The organism is Maribacter sp. 1_MG-2023, from assembly GCF_030547005.1.
Classification (GTDB): Bacteria; Bacteroidota; Bacteroidia; order Flavobacteriales; family Flavobacteriaceae; genus Maribacter.
The window spans coordinates 52,614-76,322 of record NZ_JAUOPN010000008.1; the positions used below are offsets into that span (position 1 = coordinate 52,614).

The following is a 23,709-nucleotide window of genomic DNA, read 5'->3' on the forward strand; positions in this document are numbered from 1 at the left end:
TTTTAATTCAGAATTGAATCGTAAATAGCTTGTTGAATTCTAGTTCTTAACCCAGATTTAACTAAAAGTGTGTTCGATGCAGATGGATATGTTCTGTTGGATAAAAATACGTAGACAATTTCTTCTTCTGGATCAGCCCAAGTATACGTTCCTGTAAAGCCACTGTGTCCAAAACTTTTTCTTGAAACACAACCACAGGTCGGACCACTGTGCTGTAACTGTGGTTTATCAAAACCTACTCCTCTACGCACATTGTTATCACAAAAATAACAGGTATTGAATTTTTTAACCGTTCTAGAATCGAAAAACTTAGTACCACCATAATACCCATTTTGAAGGTACATTTGCATAATCTTGGCAATGTCATTAGAGTTACTAAAGAGTCCGGCATGGCCACCGACGCCTGCTTGCATTGCAGCACCCATATCATGAACGTAACCTTGTACGGTACCATATCTATAATAGTTATCTTCCTCAGAAGGAACAATCATATTCTTGTCAAATTTCTCTAAAGGATTATATGAGGTGTGGTTTGCCCCTATTCTATTATAAAGAAAATCATTTGTTAATCCGTCTAGCCTTTGACCATAACTTTCTTCAACAACCTTTTTCATTACATAATACGGTACGTCACTGTAACGGTATCTATTAGACTTTAAATCTTGTCTGCCGATTCTATTATAAATTGAATCTTTATAGGCATCTGCTAAATAAAGATTATCATACACTTTCGTTGAAAAACCGGGCAATGGTGAGTTTCTATAAAATTCACCTGAGGGCTTTTTATTTTCATCTAATGTATTGATGTAAAAAGGAATCCACGCTGGTAAGCGACCATAATGAGAAAGCGCTTTTAAAACGGTTACATTTTTAATTTCGGTATTAGAATAATTCGGCACCAATTCTTCAAAAGTATTGTTCAAACCAATTCTTCCTTCTTCCTCCATTTTCATGACCATTGGCAAGGTTGCCAATATTTTGGTTAAAGAGGCTAAATCATAAATGTAGTCATTGGTAATCTTTTCTTTGCTATCGTATGTTGGCTTACCAAAACTTTTCTGGTAGATAACCTTTCCTTTTCTGGCTACTAAAACCTGAGCTCCAGGAAACATTAAACTATCCAGCCCATGGCTCATTAATTCATCTATTTCCTTAAGTCCTTTTGAGCTCATACCAACACGCTCTGGAATACTATAGCCTAATCTACTTAGAGATTTAACTTGCACACCTGTATTTACAGGGAATTCTTGATGGGCACTCACAGGCAATTTACCGGTAGCACTTACCGCTCCAAATAATACTTCCGCCGTTTTCTCTTGCGCAATATCACTATTCTGATAAGACATTACCACAGCATCGATAGTATCATATGATTTGATATCCGATAACGCATATGGCTTGGCAAAAACACAAAGTATAAGATTAGAAGTACGTTCGCTGCCAATTGCTTGCAACCAATTTAATTCTTTAGTTGAAAACTTATATGATTTCCATGGACTTTCATTACTCTTATGATGCCCTACAATAACTAAATTAAAATCCTTTAATTTTACTTTTAAGGTATTAATGTCATTTGCCTCAACTACAGTAACATCTACATAATTCTTTAGCCCTTTAACAAATGTTTCATTATCAGAATCGCCCATTTTCACATAAGCAATTTTCTTATTGTCAAGGTTTTTAATAGATAATAAATCTAGTTTATTCTTTACAACCGTAATCGCATTCTCAATAGCTTGTTCATAAATAATATCATCTTCAAGACTATTTAAATCTTCATACAAATTGTTTAAAGAAATAGGTGAGTACTTGTTTAAACCAGCCTTATATTTTGCCTGTAATATTTTTTTAACAGAATAAGCCAAACGCTCTTCAGTCAACTTACCCTTTTCGTAAGCTTTGGTTAATTTTTCTTTTGCGCTTACAATATTCTCTGGCATTAATAACATATCGTTACCTGCCATAAATGCATCCAACTCAACACTACCATCTTTGCCTTTTGTAGAAACCCCTTTCATATTCAGGGCATCGGTAAATATTAATCCTTCGTAACCTAATTCTTCTTTTAAAATTCCGGAAATTATTTGTTCTGACAAAGAAGAAGGCATTCCTTTTTTCATTTCAAGTGCAGGCACCTCTAAGTGGGCTACCATTATACTACTTAAACCTGAACTGATTAATTTCTTAAACGGATAAAGTTCTAAACTATCCAATCGCTTTCTTGAGAACGGAATTACAGGTAAATTGTGATGAGAATCCACTTCTGTATCACCATGACCAGGAAAATGCTTCCCATTTGCCAATACCCCAGCGCTCTCCATACCTCTAGCAAAAGCGGTTCCTTTCGCAACTACATTATCTCTATTCTCACCAAAAGAACGATTGCCTATAATCGGGTTTTTCGGATTCGTATTGATATCTAAATCTGGAGCAAAATTTATTTGTACTCCTAAACGTTTGGCATGCTTACCAATTTGATACCCTACTTTTTCTACAATAGAATTATCTTGAATAGCACCCAATGTCATATTCCAAGGGAATGCATAGGTAGAATCTAATCTCATAGAAAGTCCCCACTCAGCATCCATTCCGATTAATAATGGAACTTTTGAAACTGCTTGATAATCATTTGTAAGTTTTGCTTGTCGAACAGGTCCGCCTTTAGAAAAAATAACGCCACCCAGATGTTCTTGAAGTATTAAATTCTTAATTTGATCGGTAGCTTGCTTACTTTGATTAGAAGCAACACTTACCATAAATAGCTGACCAAGTCTTTGATCTAAGCTCATTTGAGCATACTGCGCATCTACCCAACGTTGTTGAGCAGTACTGTCTTTGGTTACTAAGGGGTTTTGAGCAAGCAAACTTGAACAGCAAAACAATCCACAAATAAGAATAAAAATATAGCGCATAAAAATATATGTACTGAGATAACTATTATGGATTGAAATTATTGCATTTCATCGATATAACCCAATAAAATCTGATACTTAAGAAGAAATTATGTTAAAGAAAACGAGCATGCCAACTCTCAGAAGCTGGTACTTCCCAATGCTCAAGATACTCTCCTTTATTGGCAACCAGATTGTTGAATACAATCGTATTTTTAGAAATCGCCTTTTGCTTCGCCATAGCCTTAAAATCAATTAAGCTTTTATAAGCTACAAACTCACCTTGTTTGTACGAAACGTTCATTTTATCTAATAGAAGAACATCATATTTCTTTTCCAAACTCTGTATAAAATGTACAGAAGCATCTATAGAGCAACCAGTAGCCCCTTGTGTCGTTTGATCAAGAGCTATCACAATAAAACGTCTATACTTTATCTCATAACCTGCATTTAAATCATTACCGTGTGCGGTCCATGAAGTTAAAAAAGTATCTAAATCTGAACCAATTTCGGCTATTTCCTTTTCAGAAAATGAACGGTTACATTGATATATCCAAACTCTTGCAGTTTCTGGTAATGTGTTAAATTCTACTAGCAAATTTTAATTTTTTAACTATTATAAGTCTTCGGCCGTTGCAATCATCTCAGCAATATCCATTACCTGAACATCACCTTCTTTTTCTTTATTCTTAACACCATCTGTCATCATCGTGTTACAGAAAGGACAACCTGCAGCAATAATTTCAGGTTTTGTTTCTAATGCTTGCTCTGTACGCTCAATGTTCACATCCTTATCACCCTTTTCAGGTTCTTTGAACATTTGAGCACCACCAGCACCACAACAAAGACCTCTTTGCTTGCAGCTTTTCATCTCGATAAGCTCGGCATCTAGTTTTCTAATCAAATCTCTTGGTGCCTCGTATACTCCGTTTGCTCTACCTAAATAGCAGGGATCGTGAAATGTAATACGCTTCCCCTTAAAGTTACCGCCTTCCATAGAAATTCTACCATCGTTCAGTAAATCTTTAAGAAACTGTGTATGGTGTACAACTTCATAATTACCTCCTAAGCCAGGGTATTCGTTTTTTATCGTATTAAAACAATGCGGACACGCTGTTACTATCTTCTTAATTTCATAAGCGTTCAGCACCTCTATATTAGTTACTGCTTGCATCTGAAACAAAAACTCATTACCAGCACGTTTTGCAGGATCACCCGTACAACTTTCTTCTGTACCAAGTACCGCAAAAGATACATTAGCCTTATTCAAAATCTTTACGAAGGCTTTCGTTATTTTCTTTGCTCTATCATCAAAACTACCAGCACAACCTACCCAAAATAAAACTTCAGGTACAGTTCCCGACGCAAAAAATTCTGCCATTGTAGGCACTTTTAATTCACTTGCCATATCTATCTTTAAGATTCTTTACTCCAATTTAAACGGTCCATTTGGTTAAATGGCCAAGGTGCTCCATTATTCTCAATATTACCCATCATGTTATTCAAATCTGTAGGAGCTGCAGATTGTTCCATAACTAAATACTGTCTCATATCCATAATAATAGAAAGAGGATCAATACTTATTGGGCAGGCCTCAACACATGCATTACATGATGTGCATGCCCATAATTCTTCGGGAGTAATAAAATCGTTTAGTAATTGCTTTCCATCATCTTTAAACTCGCCATTATTAGCATCTATATTCTTACCCACTTCCTCTAAACGATCACGGGTATCCATCATAATCTTACGAGGAGATAATTTTTTCCCTGTTTGATTTGCTGGGCATTCACTAGTGCAACGACCACATTCTGTACATGTGTATGCATTTAGTAATTGAACCCAACTTAAATCTTGCACATCTGATGCCCCGAACTTATCTGGAACAGCAGCATCTTCTGCAGGTTCTGCATAAGGATCAGCATCTGGATCCATCATCATTTTAACTTCATCTGTAACAGACTGTAAATTTCTGAACTGTCCTTTAGGTGTCAACTTACCGTAATATGTATTCGGAAAAGCCAAAAGAATATGAAGGTGCTTTGAGTAGTATAAGTAGTTTAAGAAAAATAAAATTCCTGCAATATGTACCCACCAGGCTGTACGTTCTATCAAAACCAAAGTAGAAATAGACATACCTTCAAACATAGGAGCTATAAAACTACTGATTGGGAAAGACCCTGCAGCAGCATAATGTTCTGCACCCATCTGTTGCAATTGGTAATCTGCACCGTTCATGGTTAAAAACAAGACCATTAATACAAGCTCTATATATAAAATAAGGTTTCCGTCTTTTTTTGGCCATCCTTCCATTTCTGGCTTAAAGAACCGTTTTAGTTTTATTACATTCCTTCTAATCCAGAAAACTACAACAGCTATTATAACCAACAAGGCTAAAACCTCAAATGATCCAATTAAGAAATCATATACAGGTCCTAATACGGCAAACATTCTGTGCGTACCAAAAATACCATCTAAAATAATTTCTAGAACTTCGATGTTTATAATAACAAAACCAACATAAACAATAATATGTAGTACTCCAGCAATTGGGCGCACCACCATTTTAGATTGCCCTAGAGCAATTTTTACCATGTTTTTCCAACGTTGTGGTTTATTATCTGTTACCGAAGCTTCTTTACCTAAAAAAATATTTCGTTTCAACCTTGAAACATTTTTTACAAAGAAACCAATACCTACTATTAGCAGGACTACAAAAATAATATTAGGGAGATATTGCATATAAATTAATCTTCTTTACTTCTCAATTGAATTTGCCGCTGGATCATCTTCTGGTACTTCGTACTCTTTCTGCTTTTTACCAAAAACAGAAACATTTACATACCTCTTAGGATTTAAACGAAAATCTTGCAACAATAAATCTAACTCGTGTGACGCACTATTTAGATTACCATACAATTCTTTATCATTCATAAGTAATCCAAGTGACCCATCGCCATTCTCAATTCTTTCTGTCACCTTATCTAAACTAGCCATAGTAGATTCTAGACTTGCCAAAGTTCTACCAAGTCCCGCAGAATTTAAAGAATCTGAAAGCTTTGCAAAATTAGCAGTTAATTGTTCAAAGTTTTCGAATGAGCTATTCAGCTTTTCTTTATTAATATCTAAAACAGAATTAATTTGAGTGGCACTAGTATTCAAGTTAGTAATTAAAGTATTTAACCCTCCAATAACCTCTTTCAGTTCTTTCTTGGTTTTTTCATCTAAAACAGAATTTACATTGACCAAAACAGAATCTGCACCAGATATTGCCGATTCTACTTTACGCACCAATGGAGTTAATTTCTGCTGCGCCAAATCAGTAATACCAGGTCTGGTTTCGGTACGTAAAGTATCGCCCGATTGTGCGAAGGCTTCATCAAAGATGGGTTTTATTTGTAATCCCTTCCCCCCTATGATACCAGTATCGTATAGTTCAACGGTACTGTTTCTAGAAAACTTAAATTTATTACCCACTGTAAATGTTACTAATAAATTTCCTTTATCATCTAAAAATTTTATATCATTAACCTTACCGACACTAAAGCCGTTAATAGAAACGTTAGTACCAGATTGTAAACCACCAACATTTGGGTAGATAGCGTAAAACGTTTTACTATTATCAAAAATAGGAGTCGACTTTAAATAGCTGAATCCCATGATGAACAGTAATAAGCCACCTATAACAATAATTCCTGTTTTTAATTCTCTAGATAGTTTCAAGCAATTTTATTTTTAGTACTTTCAAAATTATGAATAATATTTACACTTTAAGGTCTAAAATTAGAAACCTCGTCAATAGCGTCTTGAATCGGAATTCTCTCACCTAATTTATAAGCCACAATATAAGCAGTTGCATAGCCCTTTTCTTGAGCTTGAGATTGCATCATTTTTGCTTCTCTATATGACCTTGTTTCACCATACATATAACGATAAAGGTTCTTAAAAGGCTCTTGAGAAAGATTCGAAAGTCCTTTAAAGTTACTAGAACTAAGAGCAACATTCTTACTACTTGCCATCAATTGAATTTTAAAGACAATAGAATCTGCCACTTCTTTTTCATTAATTGCCTCTTTAACCTTCACAACAGGTACTTCTGCTACAACTTCTTTAACTCCCTCAACCTTAGGTGTTGAAATAAGCTCTTTAGTCTCCTCTACTTCAGCAACTATCTCTTTTAAAGGTTCAACGACAACTTCCTTTTTTTCTTCAACCTTTTCTATAACTGCTTCTTGTACAGGTGGTGCATTAGGCTTATTAACTGTAGTAGCCACAGATTTCACTGTTGGCTGAACACCTTCTTTATAAAGCAATATTGCCTTAGCAATTGCCTCGCCCATATCATTCTGCCCCTTAGTAGAGTTTAAATAAGCGCCTTCATCTTTATTAGTTAAGAAACCGGTTTCTACTAAAACGCTTGGCATAAAAGTTTGGTGTAATACAATAAAACCCGCCTGCTTCACTTTTCTATCTGTTCTTTTTAACTTGCTAGAAAAATTCTCTTGAATCATTGTTGCCAAAGCCACACTTTGATCTAAAAATTCTTCTTGCATAATAGTTAATCCGATTACAGATTCAGGAGAATTAATATCATAATCGGCATATCTATTCTCGTAATTATCCTCTAAATAAATTACCGAGTTCTCTTTCTTCGCTATTTCAAAATTTTGCTTATTTGCATGAAGACCCAATACAAAGGTACCTGCACCATGCGCGTCTGAAGTATGAGAATCGCAATGCACCGAAACAAACAAATCTGCATTTGCCTTATTTGCCACCTCTCCCCTAACGTATAAATCAATAAACGTATCGTCTTTTCGCGTGTAAACAACTGTAATGTCTTTATTCTTAGAAAGAATCTCACCTACCTTCAAAACAATATTTAAAGCTATTTTTTTCTCTAAATAGCCATTGCCTAAGTTACCAGGATCATGACCACCGTGCCCTGCATCAAGCACAACAATAAAAGGATCGTCTGATTTGATTTCCTCATCAGATACCGTAAAAGACAGAAGTAATAACGCTGTTGTTAAAACTAAAGAAAAGCTAAAGAATTTTATTTTCATATGTGTTAGGGATTATATCGCCCTGATAATGGTTAAATTTATTGTAAGACCCTACATAGGGATTAAAAAATATATGTAAGTTTGACATCTTAAATAACGGCTCATTGGACCGCCAAACCTTTACAAAAATAGGATATATAGCCTTGCAATCAAACAAACATTACTTACTTTTCCTATTCTTCGTCTTTGTCAATGCTTTTTACGCTGTTGGTCAAGAAGGTAAAATCACGACTCTTAATATCGAAGCAGAAAGAGATTCAATCATTGCGCCATTGTTTCCGCCTACCGCAATAATAGACTCTATCGCCAATGATTCTTTAGTTGCCGATTCTCTTAATCAAAAACCACCTTTACTTTTAGATAAGATAACCTACAAGGCTAAAGACTATGTAAAGTTAAGTCAAAAAGAAAATAAAATTTACCTCTATAACGAAGCAGAAATCTACTATCAAGACACCGAACTAAAAGCAGGTGTTATTATAATGGATTATATAAAAAATGAAGTTTATGCTGGCAGAATGGTAGATTCTTTAGGCAATTACACACAACTACCCTATTTCAAACAAGGTACAAATATTGTAATACCAGATTCTATTCGCTTTAATTTTGATACTCAAAAAGCACTTATCTGGAATTCGAGAACAGAACAGCAAGCGGCAGCAGGTGCTTTAGGTAGTGATGCTATGAAAGTTTATGCTGAAATCACCAAAAAAGAGAACGACTCGGTCTATTTTTTAAGTGAAGGAAAGTTGACTACATCTACAGATACTATAAACCCAGACTACTATATACGAGTTCGAAAGGCGAAATTTGTACCTAAAAAGAAGGTGATTGCCGGTTTCAGTAATTTATATATTGCCGATGTGCCAACGCCTATTGCCATGCCTTTTGCGTATTTTCCACTTTCACAAGGTAGATCTGCAGGTATTTTAATGCCCTCTTTTGGTAATGACCCAAATACAGGATATTTTCTACAGGATATGGGGTACTATGTTCCTTTAGGTGATTATGCAGATATGACCCTTTCCGGAGATTTTTATACAAATGGTAGTTATGCCTTTAGAACCGCATCAATTTATACGAAACGATATAAATACCGAGGCAATCTCAACTTACGATACGAAAACCAAGTCAGAAGTCAAAAAGGCTTTAGTGACTATAGCTTATCAAGAAACTATAATATACAATTTTCGCACTCTCAGGACACAAAATCCAGTCCGAATTCACGGTTTTCAGCGTCTGTAAACTTAGGGAGTAGTGAGTATTATCGAAATTCTTTACAACAACGAAATTTACCTAACACTCAGAATAACACCTTGTCGTCATCGGTATCGTATTCAAAAACATTTCCTAATTACCCTTCTGTGAATATGAGTTTAACTGCTACACATTCGCAATTAACTTCTGCAACTGCAACAGAATCTGACACAGATAACATTACCATGACTCTACCAACATTTCAAGCAAGTGTAGAGCGTATCTATCCTTTCGTAAAACGAGATGGTATAAAAAAGGGAATAATCGATAATATCAATTTTCAATATAGTGTAAACGCTCAAAATAGACTAACCACTAACGATGATGATTTCTTGACAACCAAGATGTTTGATAACGCGAGAGTTGGAGCAAGTCATAGTATACCTATTGCCACAAATTTTAAGGTTGCCAAGTTTTTTAGCGTTAGTGTTGGCGGTAATTACGAAGATGTTTGGTCTTTAGAAACTTACAATCAGCGTTTTGATGCAGATACAGGGTCAGTAGTGAGAGACACAATAAGCGGTTTTGATCGCTATAACACCTACAACTTTAGTGCGAGTGTAGGTACAACCCTTTACGGCACTTTTAATTTAGGTGAAGACAAAAAAATACAGGCAATTAGACATACCTTAAGACCATCTTTAAGTTATGGTTATGCACCGTCTTTTGAACAGTTTTATGATGAATATCTTGATGAAGATGGCGTTGAAGTTCAATATAGTCGCTTTCAAGGTACCCTGAACGGAGCGCCTTCATTAGGCAAGTCCAACAGCCTAAGTTTTTCATTAGCAAATACCTTAGAAGCAAAAGTTAGAGATAAGGATTCTACCAAAATAGAACCTAAAAAAATATCTTTATTAAGCAATTTTAATATTTCTTCGGGATATAATTTTGAATCAGACTCTCTTAAATTGAATCCGGTAAGTATTAACGGAGGCACCAACATACTTGACAATAAAATGTCTATAAATTTCTCAGCTGGCTTAGACCCATATGCAATTGACAATAATGGCACACGAATAAATGAATGGAATATAAATAATGGAGGAAGCCTTTTTAGGCTTACACGTGCAAATGCCAATGTCTCCTATTCCATAAGCAGTGATATGTTTGGCAAAAAAGACAACAACGACAAAGATGAAGAGGAAGATCTATTTGACTACGTTGCCCAAAGTGGCGGTAGAAACGATGACCTTTTCGGAAGAGCCGACGATTTCAACTCTAACCCTGTTAGAAAAGACGACAAGAACAACGATGTAGAAAATCCTATATTCGGCACGAAAATACCCTGGAATTTTAGACTTGCTTATTCTGCAAATTACACTAATTCGGCACGGCAAAGTGAATTTAGCAGTCACTCGTTAATGTTTTCAGGCGACATAGAACTTTCACCAAGGTGGTCTGTTGGCGGGTCTTCTGGTTACGATTTTAAAAATCAAGGATTCACGTTAACACAGTTACGTTTTCAAAGAGATCTAAAGAGTTTTACCATGCGTTTTAATTGGACACCTTTCGGAACCTATAAAAGATGGTACTTCTTTATCGGTATTGATTCTTCGATACTTAAAGATCTTAAGTGGGAAAACAGAAGCCAAAACTAACACCTAAATTTTATCTAACATGAAAAAAATTATCAATACAGTAAATGCTCCTGCACCTATAGGACCATACAATCAAGCAACTTTAAGTAATGGAACTTTATATATTTCTGGTCAAATTCCTTTAGACCCTAAAAGCGGAGAATTAGTTTCTGGAGATATAAAACTAGAGACAAAACAGTCTATGGAAAATTTAAAGGCCATTTTAACTGAAGCTGAAATGACCTTTGAAAATGTTGTGAAGTCGTCTATTTTTCTTAGCGACATGAAACAATTCACTGAAGTAAACGAGGTATATGCTTCTTATTTTAATGCAGAAACTGCACCAGCAAGAGAAACCGTAGAAGTTGCAAATTTACCTAAGTACGTAAATGTTGAAATCTCTATGATTGCCGTAAAATAAAATCTTACATATTAGATCGGTGAAAATCAACCAAACCTTCAATAGGTCTTTGTCTAATTACCCCAACAATTAAATCATTTCTAAGTAGTACAGAAGTTAATTCATCTCTTAGATAATGTGCAATACTACCTACAAAATTGATTGGAACCTTCGTCGCCAATTCAAATTGCATTACGTAGTTATTTATAAATTGCTGAAAGCCTTTATCTATAACACCTTTTGCATACGGGTGATCCTTGTTCTCGATTAAAAAACGAGCAAAGGTCGCTAAGTACGTATTTGGGTTAGGCTGCTTGTATAAGTTCTCTTTTATTACATCGGCATCTAAATCATGAGAAGCAGCAAATTTATGCGCTAAATCAGACGGCATTTTATGAAAATAGTAATCACGAATAAGTTTACGACCAAAGAAATTTCCACTACCATCATCCATAGGTATGTACCCCAATGATGTTACTTTCTGAAATAACTGATTACCATCATAATAACTACAGTTAGAACCTGTACCTAAAATACAAACGATACCTTGATGACCAACTTTTGTTGTAGCAAATATGGCAGCATAAGTATCTTCTTTTACATCGGCTTTTGCATTAGGAAAATAATCTTTAAAGATTGCCTTTAAGAACAACTTCATACGATCGGTACCACAACCGGCACCATAGAAATAAAGATGTGAAACCTTTTCTCTATTTTTAGAAAGCTCAAAATTATTCGCTAAGCGATCTTCAATAACATCTTTTGTCAACACCTCAGGACTCAACCCCAAAGTCTGCGTTAAAAAAAGTTGTTCGCCATTTTCATCTAATGCAATCCAATCTGACTTGGTTGCGCCACTATCTACTATTAAAATCATATACCGAATGTCTTTAAAAAATAAACCTGAAAATAAGGAAAAACTGCCTCATTTTCAGGATATATCTTTGTTATACTAAAATGATGGTTATAAGGTATTAACGTGTTGCATTAAGTCTACCATTTTATTGGAGAAACCAGCTTCATTATCATACCAAGAAATTAACTTAAAGAAAGTAGAGTTTAATTCGATACAAGCACCTGCATCAAAAATGCTAGTTCTAGGATCACCAATAAAATCTTGAGAAACAACGCTCTCTTCCGTATAACCTAATACACCTTTTAATTCACCCTCTGAAGCTGCTTTAAAAGCTTTTTTAATCTCTTCTAAAGAAGTTGCTTTTTTAACTTTCACAGTCAAATCTACCACAGAAACATCGGCAGTTGGTACTCTAAAAGCCATACCAGTAAGTTTTCCTTTCAATGCAGGTATTACTTTAGTTACTGCAACCGCAGCACCTGTAGAAGCAGGTATTATGTTCAACATTGCACTTCTACCGCCTCTCCAGTCTTTTCTAGAAGGACCATCAACAGTCATTTGTGTTGCAGTAGTTGCATGAACCGTAGTCATCAATGCTTCTTCAATACCGAAGTTATCATTAACAACTTTAGCCAAAGGTGCTAAACAGTTAGTAGTACAAGATGCGTTAGAAACTATAGTATCAGTTGCTTTAACATCTTTGTGGTTTACACCAACTACGAACATTGGAGCATCTTTAGAAGGAGCAGATATAACAACTTTCTTAGCACCACCATCAATATGATATTGAGCAGTCTCTAAAGTTGTAAAAATACCAGTACATTCTGCAACAGTAGCAGCACCTACTTCATCCCACTTACAATTCTTAGGGTCTCTTTCTGCAGTAATACGAACAGTTTTACCGTTTACGATTAAGTGACCATCTTTTACATCAACAGTACCATCGAATTTACCGTGAACTGAATCATATTTCAATAAATAAGCTAAGTGCTCAACATCTAATAAATCGTTGATAGCAACTACATCTACATCACCACGCTTAATTGTAGTTCTGAATACCAATCTACCTATTCTACCAAAACCGTTAATTCCTATTTTCAAATTTGACATTTTCTCTATTTTTAATTTTTATAATTATGTAGTCATTATTTCTGAAACTCTAATAAGTTCCTTATCAATTTTTGTATGCCCTTTTATTGCCTTGTTAATAGGGGTCAACGTTAATTGGTTATCTTGAATACCTACCATTAGGTTGGTTTTACCTTCTAACAAAGCTTCTACAGCTTTTACTCCCATTCTACTTGCTAATACACGGTCGTAACATGACGGCGACCCTCCTCTTTGCATATGCCCTAATACAGATACACGCACATCATAAATTGGTAAATGCTCTTCAACATACTCCTTAAGCTCGAATACGTTTTTACCAGATTTATCACCTTCGGCAACAATTACGATACTTGAAGATTTACCCGATTCTTTACTTCTTTTTAAAGATTCAAGTAATCTATCTAAACCTAAATTCTCTTCTGGTATCAAAATTTCTTCAGCACCTGCACCAACACCTGCATTCAATGCAATATGCCCAACATCTCTACCCATAACTTCTACGAAGAAAAGCCTATTGTGAGAACTTGCCGTATCTCTAATTTTATCGATACATTCCACTACTGTATTTAAAGCGGTATCAAAACCTAAGGTAAATGTAGTTCCAAAAATATCGTTATCAATAGTACCAGGAATACCTATAACAGGAAAATTGTATTCTCTGTTAAATATCATGGCACCAGTAAAACTACCATCACCTCCAATTACCACAAATGCATCTATTCCCGCTTTTAGCAACTCCTCATGCGCTGTTTTTCTACCTTCTGGAGTTCTAAAGTCATCGCAACGAGCAGACTTAAGTATAGTACCACCTTTATTAATAATATTATTTACACTACGGGCGTCCATAGGTTTAAAATCGCCCTCTATCATACCTTGATACCCTCTATAGATTCCAACACAATCTACCTTCAAGTATGCACAAGTACGAACAACTGATCTTATGGCAGCATTCATTCCTGGAGAATCACCTCCTGAAGTCAGTACTGCTATTTTTTTTATTTCTGAAGACATTGAAAAATTTAAGCCAACGAAAGTAAGAAATCTTAGTCGAAATTGGAATAAAAGTGAGTCGCATTTTAAGAAAAAATCAACGAAAAGGATTTCGCTATAACAGATTAACACTCAAATTCTTAAAATTTGTTATTTATTCATAAAGAGATAAGTATTTATCTATTAATTTAATGATTTGGGCTTGTCGTAAAAACGGATTAAGCTATCATTACCCATGACAGAAGATGGGGTTTCGATTTCTTCAACAGGTTCTCTCTTTTCAACCGGCTTAGTGGCCAATATTTTTTGAAAGAGTTCTTTAAAATTATTAAAATCTACTTCATAAGATATCCCTGCACCTTGAGTTGAACCTTGTTGATCTGACAAATAAGCCTGTATTTCACTTTGTCTACTGAAAAAATTAGCACTTAGCGTACCTTCTTCATTCAACAAAACCTGTATTTCAAAATCACCAGCCACCAATGTTTCACTAGATGCACCCACCGGTACCCCTACTTTTCCATTAAATAATATTCTATCTGATATTTGTGTAGATACCGTTACCCCTATTCGATCATCGGTTTCTATATCTGCAGATCGATCGAGTATACCTTGTTCGTAAGAAAGCCCTAAATTAAACTTATCATTACCTCCACTTAAAATTGAGTTTAAAATACTTGATGCACTTTGTACCAAATTACCTGTTATCGCTTGCTGATTAATACCACTTTGAGAATTTACAAAAGTACCTTGTGCCAATAAGAATATTGCATTCTTTTCTTCTACCGTTGGATCCTGCAAAGTATATTCTAACTCGGACTTAACAATAGAGCTCGTACCTGGAAATTCAATACCAAAATCAATATCAGGGCTCTCTAACTCCCCTGTTAAACTAATAATAACATTTGTTGGTATTCTACGTGTAAATCCGGCATCCTCAAGTAATGGAGCTGGGTTGGCGTTTAGAGAATATACCGCCTCCATACTCAAAATAGCCTCTAATGGCTTTTGATCCCAATTAATAGTTCCACCGGGTTTCACCTTAAATTTTTTATCAATAATACCTCCAAATTTATAATTAAAGTCCCCTGTAACTACAACATAATCTCCATACATTTCAAACTTACCATTGGTATTGATCTGTATTAAAATAATACCAACTCCAGTACCTTTTAAAGAACTTCCTGTTTTGGTGTCAGTCACAATTTCAACCTCGGCATCGGGTGTAATATCTAGATTGAACTCTAACTCCAAACCTTGATAATCTTTTAATTGACGTTGACTTTCAATTCTTTGCTTATCCTTCTTTTCTAAAAAATTAATAAAGGAGTAATCACCAACACTAGCGACATCACTTAAAGGTATTTTCAATGAAGTACCTTTTGCGGTAGACCCATCAACAGTAATATTCAAAGCAGTTGTAGGTCCGTAAATACGACCAGTACCATTTAAATAACCTGTACCATAATACAGTTCCCCCTCCTTAAACTCTGTATTCAGAATTAAAAATTTGTCTTTCTTGGTATCCACATTTAAGTCTAAAACCCAATCTTTAAAGAAACTATGCGTAATAGTACCATCTAAATTTGCTCGTGTGCCTTTTGCAACGTCTTCTAATGCTATATTTTCGAAATCAAAAGTCTGATCTTTAAGAATTACCCTTGAACGTGGAGCAAAACCATAATCAACATTTAAATAAGGCACTGCAATACCTGCATTATCTAAAGTTAGCAGACCATTAAAACTCGGATTATCTACATTACCCTCTATCTTAACCCTACCATCAATATCACCTCGTATATTATCTATTACCCCTTCGCCTAACGGACTAAATGGTTCTAAACCAAAGTTATTGAAATTGGCAATTAGGTTCGCTTTTGGTATCTCGCCCTTATTTTCTATGCTACCAACTACACTGAATTTTTCGACATTATTATCAGACAATTGAGAGTTAACTTGAAACTCAGATAAATCTTTATTCCCGATAATATTAATTGCTAAATCTCCTAAAGGTATATTGTTAATTCCGAATTGATCGATATTTAAATTCGATGATGGTAGATAGATTCCATCTTTTTGAAGCACGTTTAAAGTACCATTGACTTCCCCTTGCAGTTTTAAGCTATCAATTACCGGTGTTATTTTATCTAAGGATACAATTTTGAACTGAAGCTGAAGATCTTTATATGTAGAATCTGCCAACTGTCCTTTTAGCCGTATTTGCTCTTTTTCTTCGTTATTCATTACAATTTCTTGAATTGTAATACTATCTAAAGCCCTGTTCAGTATAACTTTATTCTTGGTGTCACCATCTTTGTTCAACACCCATTTATTCCCTTTAAAATTGACATCAGACGTTTTGAGACCAATAACAGACTTATTGTCTTTATTAAACGTGTGGTAGAAATTCAAGTTATAAGAATCGTCAAAATCACTACCTCCTTTAAATTCAGACCTAAAGAATAGCGTATCTTTTAATGTGGTATTAATTAGGTTGAAGTCTTTAAAATTATAATACGGCGTATCTAACTCACCTACCGAAACGAAAGTGTTAAACAGCGGATTCTTATTATCAATTCTAACTTCTATATTATCGGCAGCCGTACCAAACGCCTCAATACTAGGTGACTCAAAATTTAGCTTAAAATCACCTTCATCTGCAACAATATTACCCTTTATAAAAGTATTTGGATCGAAGCGTACTTCAGGAAAAAATACATCTACAATCTTATTATAAATTTTAAAATTGAAAGAAAGATTTTGACCATCAGAAATTTGAAAAGGCCTATAGTTTGTATAAATACTACCCAAAGAGTTCTGCACAAGTTTACCCAATTCTCGTACTTTAAAATTACCCTTCATAAAACCGGTAATAATATCTGGAGAGTTTATATTAATTGTACGTTCACGATCTTCACCAAAATTAGAGGTCACCGCAAAGTCTTCGAAATAATACGTGTCGTTTACATTTTGATAGCTCGTTTGCGTAAAGTTTATATCACCAATGATATTATCTAAGGTGGTACCCGTAATATCCATACTAACATTTCCTTTAAAAATAGAAACGCTGTCATTTATGATATTCAATTTCTTTAGATCGGCATAATCTACAGCGGCGATAAAATTGAAATTATTTCTAGTCTCGGCTACATTCGCAAGACCCTTAAAGTTAAATTTAAAATTCTCGTCGTTACTAATTAAAGAACCATCGAACAATTGATCTTTAATTAAACCCGAAACTCTTAAATCTTGATAATTATAGTTATTAAATTCAATAGAATAAATTTGACCTATAACCTCTGTATTCAGTTTCTCTTTTACAAAACCCTTGCCCTCAACATTAAAATCTAAGGTTGTTTTACCAAGATTCTTATTCTCAGTAAAATCACCTAAATCAAAATCAATTAAAGAGATGAAACCCTTGTAGGTTGCATTATCAATATTATTAAAATCACTTAAAACGATATCAGCATAACTACTACCAACAGCAGTATTTAAGTTCACTTTCGCATCTACCGAAGAATTAGTGATAAACGCATTACCACGAATAGTAAATTGCCCCAATTTACTGAAAGAAGACGGCAAAGATTTACCAATTAAATTAGGCAACAAAGCATTTAATTGATAGTAACTACTGGTAACATTTTTCATTTCAGCATTTAAACTGAAGGGTTTTTGTTTGCTAAATAAGTTCTTGAAATTAAAATCACCACGTATGCCAGTGTCATCAGAAAACAAGAAAAGATCATCTGTATTTAAATCATTTAAAACCCCGTTAACATTAGCATTGAAGGTTACTTCTTTTCCTTTCCCAAATTCATTATACAGTAAATTAACCTCGTCAAAAGCGACTAAAGACTCCTTAAATTCTGCAACAACATTTACTTTATTTAAAAAATCTTTAAAATCTTCACGATTATAATTAAATATGAGATTACCATCTAAAGCAGAAAGCGGTGTTTTTATTTTCAAAGAATCGAAACGCATTTGCTGCTTCGTATACTTAAAATTTGTTGCCAATTTTTCTACTTTTAATCCTCGATTGCTATAAAAAGACATTTCTTGAATATCTGTAGAAACCTCTGGACCAAGAATTAAAAAATCGGCTGCACCAATATTAAGACTATCAAAATTTAAAATAGTAGTGTTATTTAAATTTTCATCAATATACTTGAACCTACTATTTTCAATATCTACATACGATGAAGAAAGCCTAAAGGGCGGTGTACCTGACGCCCGAGGTTTGCCATCATCAAGCTTATCTACAAAAACCTCTAGATTGGTATTTGTTTCTCCGAAATACGTCTTTAGCTTAAAGTTTAATTTATCAACCGAAATATCACCAAATTCTAAGTTACCCTGTACCAAATTATTGATACTTAAAATGGATGTTTTAAGCTCATTGACATAGAATAAAGTATCTTGTTTGTAGTCTTCGATAAAGACACCTTCTAAACCGGTATTCCAAGAAATTAACGAAACCTTTAAGCGCTCAATATTAATATGTGTACCGTATTGATTGTTAATTTTTTTCGTAGCAAACTGTGCCAGTAAGGTCTGTACCACTGGCAATGAAAAAATGATAGTACCCAAAACACATATCAGCAAAAGCACCAATAATGTTCGAACCAATATTTTTCTCAGTTTTTTGATAGGTCTTTATGTTTTACCTTTGTTATTTAAATTTTATTCCAAATATGTCGGAACACGATACAATTTATATACTTGCTATAGAATCTTCTTGTGATGACACTTCTGCGGCAGTTTTAATGAACGATAAAGTGCTCAGTAATGTTGTCGCCACCCAGGCTATTCATAAAGAATATGGAGGGGTTGTACCAGAACTTGCATCAAGAGCACATCAACAAAACATAGTGCCGGTTGTTCATCAAGCCATAGCCAAAGCAAATATCGATAAAAAACAATTATCAGCCATAGCATTTACACGCGGACCTGGACTAATGGGTTCTTTACTTGTAGGCACATCGTTTGCAAAATCTTTATCATTAGGTTTACAGATACCGCTTATTGAAGTTAACCACATGAAAGCCCATATTTTAGCTCATTTTATAGATGACGAAACTATGAACGCACCGTCATTTCCGTTTTTAGCTTTAACTATAAGTGGAGGTCATACACAGATTGTTCAAGTGAATGATTACTTTGACATGAAGATTATTGGGCAAACTTTAGATGATGCCGTTGGGGAAGCATTTGACAAGAGTGCAAAAATTTTAGGTCTACCCTACCCTGGCGGACCTTTAATTGACAAATATGCAGCAACAGGTGATCCTCATAAATTTGAATTTACCATACCGAACGTAAAAGATTTAGATTTTAGTTTCAGCGGATTAAAAACGAACATACTCTATTTCATTCAGCGAAAAACGAAAGAGAATCCTGATTTTATCAAGAATAATCTAGAAGATATCTGCGCATCAATACAGTATACCATTATCACTATACTGATGAAAAAACTGAAAAAGGCAGTCAAGCAAACTGGCATAAAAGAAATTGCTATTGGTGGCGGCGTGTCTGCAAACTCGGGTATTCGAAAAGTTTTGACAGAAGCCCAGACAAAATACCAGTGGAAAACCTATATACCCAAATTTGAATATTGTACAGATAATGCTGCTATGATTGGTATTGTAGGATATCAGAAATACAAAAACGAACAATTCTCTCAACAAGATGTCACGGCTAAAGCTAGGTACGTTATATCATAGTTAATAAAATAAACCAAATGCAATTATTTTACAATCCTGATATTAAAGATACTGACACTACTTTCACTTTCGATAGCAATGAAAGCAAGCATATAGTTAAGGTTTTAAGAAAGAAAAACGGTGATGAATTATGGATTACCAATGGCAACGGTTACTTATTTGAGGCTAAAATAAGTAACGACAATATTAAAAAATGCGAGGTTGAGCTTATATCCTCCAAAAAATCGCATCCAAAATCTCATTGGTTACATATAGCAGTAGCACCAACAAAAATGAATGATCGTTTTGAGTGGTTTTTAGAAAAAGCTACTGAAATAGGGGTAGATGAAATAACACCTATAATATGTGAAAGATCAGAACGTAAAGTATTAAAACTTGAGCGTATGCAACGCGTGCTAGAGTCTGCCATGAAGCAATCGCTACAAACATATTTACCAAAATTAAATGAACCTATTAATATCTCTGAGTTTTTAGAGAAACCTGTATCTGAACTTCAATTTATTGCGCATTGTGAAGACACAGAGCGCCATGAACTAAAAAGAAGAGTTGCGGCAGATAAAGATGTAACCATATTAATTGGTCCTGAAGGTGATTTTTCTCCGGAAGAAATTAAAAATGCCATGCAAAAAGGCTATGCCCCTGTTGCTATGGGCAAAACAAGATTAAGAACAGAAACAGCGGCAATTGTTGCCTGCACTATTATTGCGTCGATAAATAACGGATAATTGAATCGCTAAAAAGCACAGTTTCAATTTATCACAACCTATTTTTGTAGATTTGAATATGAGAAAAACCATTCTTGCCTTTAAGTTTTTCATATTGTTTTTTGGCTGGTCTATAAACGCCCAAGAAATAGCCATTTTAAAATATCAAGGTGGTGGCGACTGGTATGCCAACCCAACAGCATTACCAAATTTAGTTAAATTCTGCAATAATAATATTGACACAACTTTAAAAAATAAGCCAGAAACTGTAGAAGTTGGTAGCAGCGCTATTTTTCAATATCCCTTCTTACATATGACAGGGCATGGCAACGTGGTATTTTCTGATGAAGACCTAGAAAACTTAAGAACCTATCTTTTATCTGGTGGCTTTTTACATATTGATGACAATTATGGCATGAAGCCCTATATCACCAGAGAATTAAAAAGGCTTTTTCCTAATACAGAATTAGAAGAACTAGGTGCTGAACATCAGATATTCAAAAACACCTATAGTTTTCCAAAAGGGTTGCCAAAAATTCATGAACACGATGGGCAGCGCCCAAAAGCATTTGCCATATCACACAACAATAGAATAGTCTTACTATTTACCTCAGAATCAGATTTAGGTGATGGCTGGGAAGACCCTACCGTACATAACGACACAGCAGAGGTTAGAGAAAAAGCACTACAAATGGGTGCAAATATTATAACTTACGTTTTTAAAAATTAATCAATGAACTCAAAAACCATCTCAAAAGGTATATTAAGAGCTATAGGCGTTTTGGTCGGCATAGCACTTTTACTCTATTTTTTATACACCATACAATCTGTTATAGCCTATTTAGCAATTGCAGCGGTCACCGCATTAATTGGTAGTCCTTTAGTTCGTTTTTTTAGATTACGGCTTAAATTACCAAATATACTTGCTGTAATTATCACCATGCTTTTTATGGTGGGTCTATTAGTTAGTGTAATAGCGTTATTTATTCCTTTATTATCAGAGCAAGGTAAAAATTTGTCGCTTCTTGATATCAATGAGTTACAGAAAAGCTTAAATACGTTATATCATCAAATTACTAATCATTTAGGGCTCTCTTCTCATTTAGTTGAAAACGTCATTGATGATGCAGGTTTAGAAAAAAATATTTTACAAGGTCTAGATATTGGCTTTATACCTAACTTTTTAAATTCGTTTTTAAATGTTTTAAGCACGGCTAGCATTGGTTTGTTTTCCGTCCTTTTTATATCTTTTTTCTTTTTAAAGGATAGTAAATTGTTCGAGCATGGTTTATTGATATTTATACCAGTAGACAAAAAGAAAGGCACCACAAATTCAATTGGCAAAATCAATGGACTATTATCAAGATACTTTGTTGGTCTTCTACTTCAAATATTCATTCTATTCGTCATTTACACTATAGTTTTACTGATAGTAGGTATTGAAAATGCTGTAGTGATAGCATTTCTCTGCGCCTTATTCAACATTATACCATATATAGGACCCATCATTGGTGGTGTAATTATGTTGACACTGACTATGACCAGTAACTTAGGCTCTGATTTTAGCGAAGTAATTTTACCAAAAACAGGATATGTATTTATAGGTTTATTAATTGGTCAACTGGTAGACAACTTTTTCTCTCAACCTTTTATATTTTCAAATAGTGTAAAATCTCATCCCTTAGAAATTTTCTTAGTGATTATTATTGCTGGATTGTTATTTGGTACCGTAGGTATGATTGTTGCTGTACCTGGGTATACCGCTATTAAGGTTATTCTGAAGGAGTTTCTATCTGACAATCAAATTGTGAAATCTTTGACCCATAATCTCTAGGCATTCGTGAATTCTAAAATATTAGCAAGTGATGTACAAGAGTTTATCAATGAAAATTTAAACACTGATATTCATAAAATCCTTTTATCTAAATCAAAATTTCCCGAGGTTTCTTCGAGAGAACTAGTTGAGCAAATAGAATCGAAATTAAAAGCAAAATCAAAATTACCTACTTGGTTTGCAACAGATCACATATACTACCCCAACAAATTAAATCTTTCGCAAACATCTTCAGAGACCACGGCAGACTACAAATCTACCTTAGTTAACGGCAATACAATCGTTGATCTAACCGCTGGATTCGGTGTTGATTCTCTTGCTTTTAGTAAAAAAATGAACCATGTTATTCATTTGGATAAAAATGAGGAGTTATCAAAAATTGCACATCATAATTTTAAACAACTCAATGCTGTCAATATAGAATGTATTGCAGTTGACGGATTAGAATTCCTTAGAAAGACCAATAGCCCTTTTGATTGGATATACATTGACCCTTCAAGAAGAGATAAGGATAACAAAAAAGTCTATTACTTATCTGACTGCGAACCAAATGTTGTTAGCAACATCAACCTTTTACTATCAAAGACATCAAACCTACTAATTAAAACCGGACCATTATTAGACCTTAAAAGTGGATTAAAAGAATTGTTGCATGTAAAAGAAATACATATTGTAGCAATTAATAATGAAGTAAAAGAAATTCTTTGGTCAATAGAGAAAGGCTATAAAGATGAACCATTGATAAAAACAGTTAATGTTAAGGCGTATACTACACAAAAATTTTATTTTCAATTAAGTGATGAAGAAAACGCACTTATATTATATTCAGGTCCACTTACCTATATATATGAACCAAATGCATCAATTTTAAAATCTGGAGCTTTTAAAGTTTTAGCACAACATTACAAATTATTTAAAATACACCCAAATTCACATCTTTACACCTCTAAAGAATTAATACCATTTCCGGGGCGCATATTTAAAGTTCAAAATATCTATGATTATTCTAATAAAATATTTAAAAAATCAGGTATTTCAAAAGCTAACATTACTACCAGAAATTTCCCAGATTCCGTTGAAAAAATCAGAAAAAAACTAAGTATTAAAGATGGAGGCAAAAACTATCTTTTTTGTACTACAGATTTAAACGAAAAGTTGATTATTATCTCTAGTTTTCAAATTTTCTACGACCAATAATAGACGCTTAAATTGAGAATTCCATAATTTAAAAATCAGATAACTACAACGATATAGATTACCATTTAACGTAATTTTTCTCTACATAACACCGTAAA

The 23,709-nt window shown here is 34.2% G+C and carries 17 protein-coding genes; 7 read left to right on the top strand and 10 right to left on the bottom strand.

Annotated features, from left to right (window positions below):
* Positions 1–2: 2 nt before the first annotated feature.
* From Q4500_RS10590 to Q4500_RS10615, 6 genes are all read right to left on the bottom strand, one after another.
* On the bottom strand, positions 3–2,912 hold the full coding sequence (locus Q4500_RS10590) for a glycoside hydrolase family 3 N-terminal domain-containing protein (RefSeq protein ID WP_303599640.1): 2,910 nt from the start codon (positions 2,910–2,912) through the stop codon (positions 3–5).
* A gap of 94 nt (positions 2,913–3,006) precedes the next feature.
* A complete protein-coding gene (locus Q4500_RS10595; protein ID WP_303599641.1) occupies positions 3,007–3,489 on the bottom strand; it encodes an ABC transporter ATPase in 483 nt (160 codons plus the stop codon).
* A gap of 18 nt (positions 3,490–3,507) precedes the next feature.
* Positions 3,508–4,299: a (Fe-S)-binding protein gene (locus Q4500_RS10600; RefSeq protein WP_303599642.1), complete on the bottom strand. Its 792-nt coding sequence runs from the start codon at positions 4,297–4,299 to the stop codon at positions 3,508–3,510.
* An 8-nt stretch (positions 4,300–4,307) separates the two neighbouring features.
* Positions 4,308–5,633, bottom strand: a complete 1,326-nt coding sequence (locus Q4500_RS10605; RefSeq protein WP_303599643.1) for a (Fe-S)-binding protein — start codon at positions 5,631–5,633, stop codon at positions 4,308–4,310.
* Between the two features lie 15 nt (positions 5,634–5,648).
* Complete coding sequence (locus Q4500_RS10610; RefSeq protein ID WP_303599644.1) at positions 5,649–6,614, bottom strand: MlaD family protein; 966 nt, start codon at positions 6,612–6,614, stop codon at positions 5,649–5,651.
* Positions 6,615–6,661: 47 nt separating this feature from the next.
* On the bottom strand, positions 6,662–7,957 hold the full coding sequence (locus tag Q4500_RS10615; protein ID WP_303599645.1) for an N-acetylmuramoyl-L-alanine amidase: 1,296 nt from the start codon (positions 7,955–7,957) through the stop codon (positions 6,662–6,664).
* Between the two features lie 104 nt (positions 7,958–8,061).
* Here Q4500_RS10615 and Q4500_RS10620 point away from each other — a divergent pair, with 104 nt between their 5' ends.
* Both Q4500_RS10620 and Q4500_RS10625 read left to right on the top strand, forming a co-directional pair.
* Positions 8,062–10,815, top strand: coding sequence for a putative LPS assembly protein LptD (locus Q4500_RS10620; RefSeq protein ID WP_303599646.1), 2,754 nt, complete (start codon positions 8,062–8,064; stop codon positions 10,813–10,815).
* 19 nt (positions 10,816–10,834) lie between these two features.
* Complete coding sequence (locus Q4500_RS10625) at positions 10,835–11,215, top strand: RidA family protein (RefSeq protein WP_303599647.1); 381 nt, start codon at positions 10,835–10,837, stop codon at positions 11,213–11,215.
* Between the two features lie 4 nt (positions 11,216–11,219).
* Here Q4500_RS10625 and Q4500_RS10630 read toward each other — a convergent pair whose 3' ends face one another.
* The 4 genes from Q4500_RS10630 to Q4500_RS10645 all read right to left on the bottom strand — a co-directional run bounded on the left by Q4500_RS10630 (position 11,220) and on the right by Q4500_RS10645 (position 18,782).
* Positions 11,220–12,071 (bottom strand): N-acetylglucosamine kinase, encoded by an 852-nt coding sequence (locus Q4500_RS10630; protein ID WP_303599648.1) that lies wholly within the window; start codon positions 12,069–12,071, stop codon positions 11,220–11,222.
* A gap of 87 nt (positions 12,072–12,158) precedes the next feature.
* Complete coding sequence (gene gap / locus Q4500_RS10635; RefSeq protein ID WP_073246243.1) at positions 12,159–13,160, bottom strand: type I glyceraldehyde-3-phosphate dehydrogenase; 1,002 nt, start codon at positions 13,158–13,160, stop codon at positions 12,159–12,161.
* A 24-nt stretch (positions 13,161–13,184) separates the two neighbouring features.
* Positions 13,185–14,171 carry a 6-phosphofructokinase gene (pfkA, locus tag Q4500_RS10640; protein ID WP_073246241.1) on the bottom strand — a complete coding sequence of 329 codons (987 nt, stop codon included), beginning with the start codon at positions 14,169–14,171 and terminating at the stop codon, positions 13,185–13,187.
* A 162-nt stretch (positions 14,172–14,333) separates the two neighbouring features.
* Positions 14,334–18,782, bottom strand: coding sequence for a translocation/assembly module TamB domain-containing protein (locus Q4500_RS10645; RefSeq protein ID WP_303599649.1), 4,449 nt, complete (start codon positions 18,780–18,782; stop codon positions 14,334–14,336).
* 65 nt (positions 18,783–18,847) lie between these two features.
* Here Q4500_RS10645 and tsaD point away from each other — a divergent pair, with 65 nt between their 5' ends.
* Genes tsaD through Q4500_RS10670 form a run of 5 tightly spaced genes read left to right on the top strand, consistent with a single transcriptional unit; the run spans position 18,848 to position 23,611 of the window.
* Positions 18,848–19,876 (top strand): tRNA (adenosine(37)-N6)-threonylcarbamoyltransferase complex transferase subunit TsaD, encoded by a 1,029-nt coding sequence (gene tsaD, locus Q4500_RS10650; RefSeq protein WP_303599650.1) that lies wholly within the window; start codon positions 18,848–18,850, stop codon positions 19,874–19,876.
* Between the two features lie 17 nt (positions 19,877–19,893).
* Positions 19,894–20,601, top strand: a complete 708-nt coding sequence (locus Q4500_RS10655) for a 16S rRNA (uracil(1498)-N(3))-methyltransferase (RefSeq protein ID WP_303599651.1) — start codon at positions 19,894–19,896, stop codon at positions 20,599–20,601.
* A 58-nt stretch (positions 20,602–20,659) separates the two neighbouring features.
* Positions 20,660–21,310: a DUF4159 domain-containing protein gene (locus tag Q4500_RS10660; protein ID WP_303599652.1), complete on the top strand. Its 651-nt coding sequence runs from the start codon at positions 20,660–20,662 to the stop codon at positions 21,308–21,310.
* Between the two features lie 3 nt (positions 21,311–21,313).
* Positions 21,314–22,414, top strand: a complete 1,101-nt coding sequence (locus Q4500_RS10665) for an AI-2E family transporter (protein ID WP_303599653.1) — start codon at positions 21,314–21,316, stop codon at positions 22,412–22,414.
* 6 nt (positions 22,415–22,420) lie between these two features.
* Positions 22,421–23,611, top strand: coding sequence for a class I SAM-dependent methyltransferase (locus Q4500_RS10670; protein ID WP_303599654.1), 1,191 nt, complete (start codon positions 22,421–22,423; stop codon positions 23,609–23,611).
* The last annotated feature ends 98 nt before the right edge of the window (positions 23,612–23,709 follow it).

Coding starts and splice junctions, on each gene's coding strand:
- Q4500_RS10590 (WP_303599640.1), bottom strand. CDS start 2,912: ATGCGCTATATTTTTATTCTTATTTGTGGATTGTTTTGCTGTTCAAGT.
- Q4500_RS10600 (WP_303599642.1), bottom strand. CDS start 4,299: ATGGCAAGTGAATTAAAAGTGCCTACAATGGCAGAATTTTTTGCGTCG.
- Q4500_RS10605 (WP_303599643.1), bottom strand. CDS start 5,633: ATGCAATATCTCCCTAATATTATTTTTGTAGTCCTGCTAATAGTAGGT.
- Q4500_RS10615 (WP_303599645.1), bottom strand. CDS start 7,957: ATGAAAATAAAATTCTTTAGCTTTTCTTTAGTTTTAACAACAGCGTTA.
- Q4500_RS10625 (WP_303599647.1), top strand. CDS start 10,835: ATGAAAAAAATTATCAATACAGTAAATGCTCCTGCACCTATAGGACCA.
- Q4500_RS10630 (WP_303599648.1), bottom strand. CDS start 12,071: ATGATTTTAATAGTAGATAGTGGCGCAACCAAGTCAGATTGGATTGCA.
- gap (WP_073246243.1), bottom strand. CDS start 13,160: ATGTCAAATTTGAAAATAGGAATTAACGGTTTTGGTAGAATAGGTAGA.
- pfkA (WP_073246241.1), bottom strand. CDS start 14,171: ATGTCTTCAGAAATAAAAAAAATAGCAGTACTGACTTCAGGAGGTGAT.
- tsaD (WP_303599650.1), top strand. CDS start 18,848: ATGTCGGAACACGATACAATTTATATACTTGCTATAGAATCTTCTTGT.
- Q4500_RS10655 (WP_303599651.1), top strand. CDS start 19,894: ATGCAATTATTTTACAATCCTGATATTAAAGATACTGACACTACTTTC.
- Q4500_RS10660 (WP_303599652.1), top strand. CDS start 20,660: ATGAGAAAAACCATTCTTGCCTTTAAGTTTTTCATATTGTTTTTTGGC.
- Q4500_RS10665 (WP_303599653.1), top strand. CDS start 21,314: ATGAACTCAAAAACCATCTCAAAAGGTATATTAAGAGCTATAGGCGTT.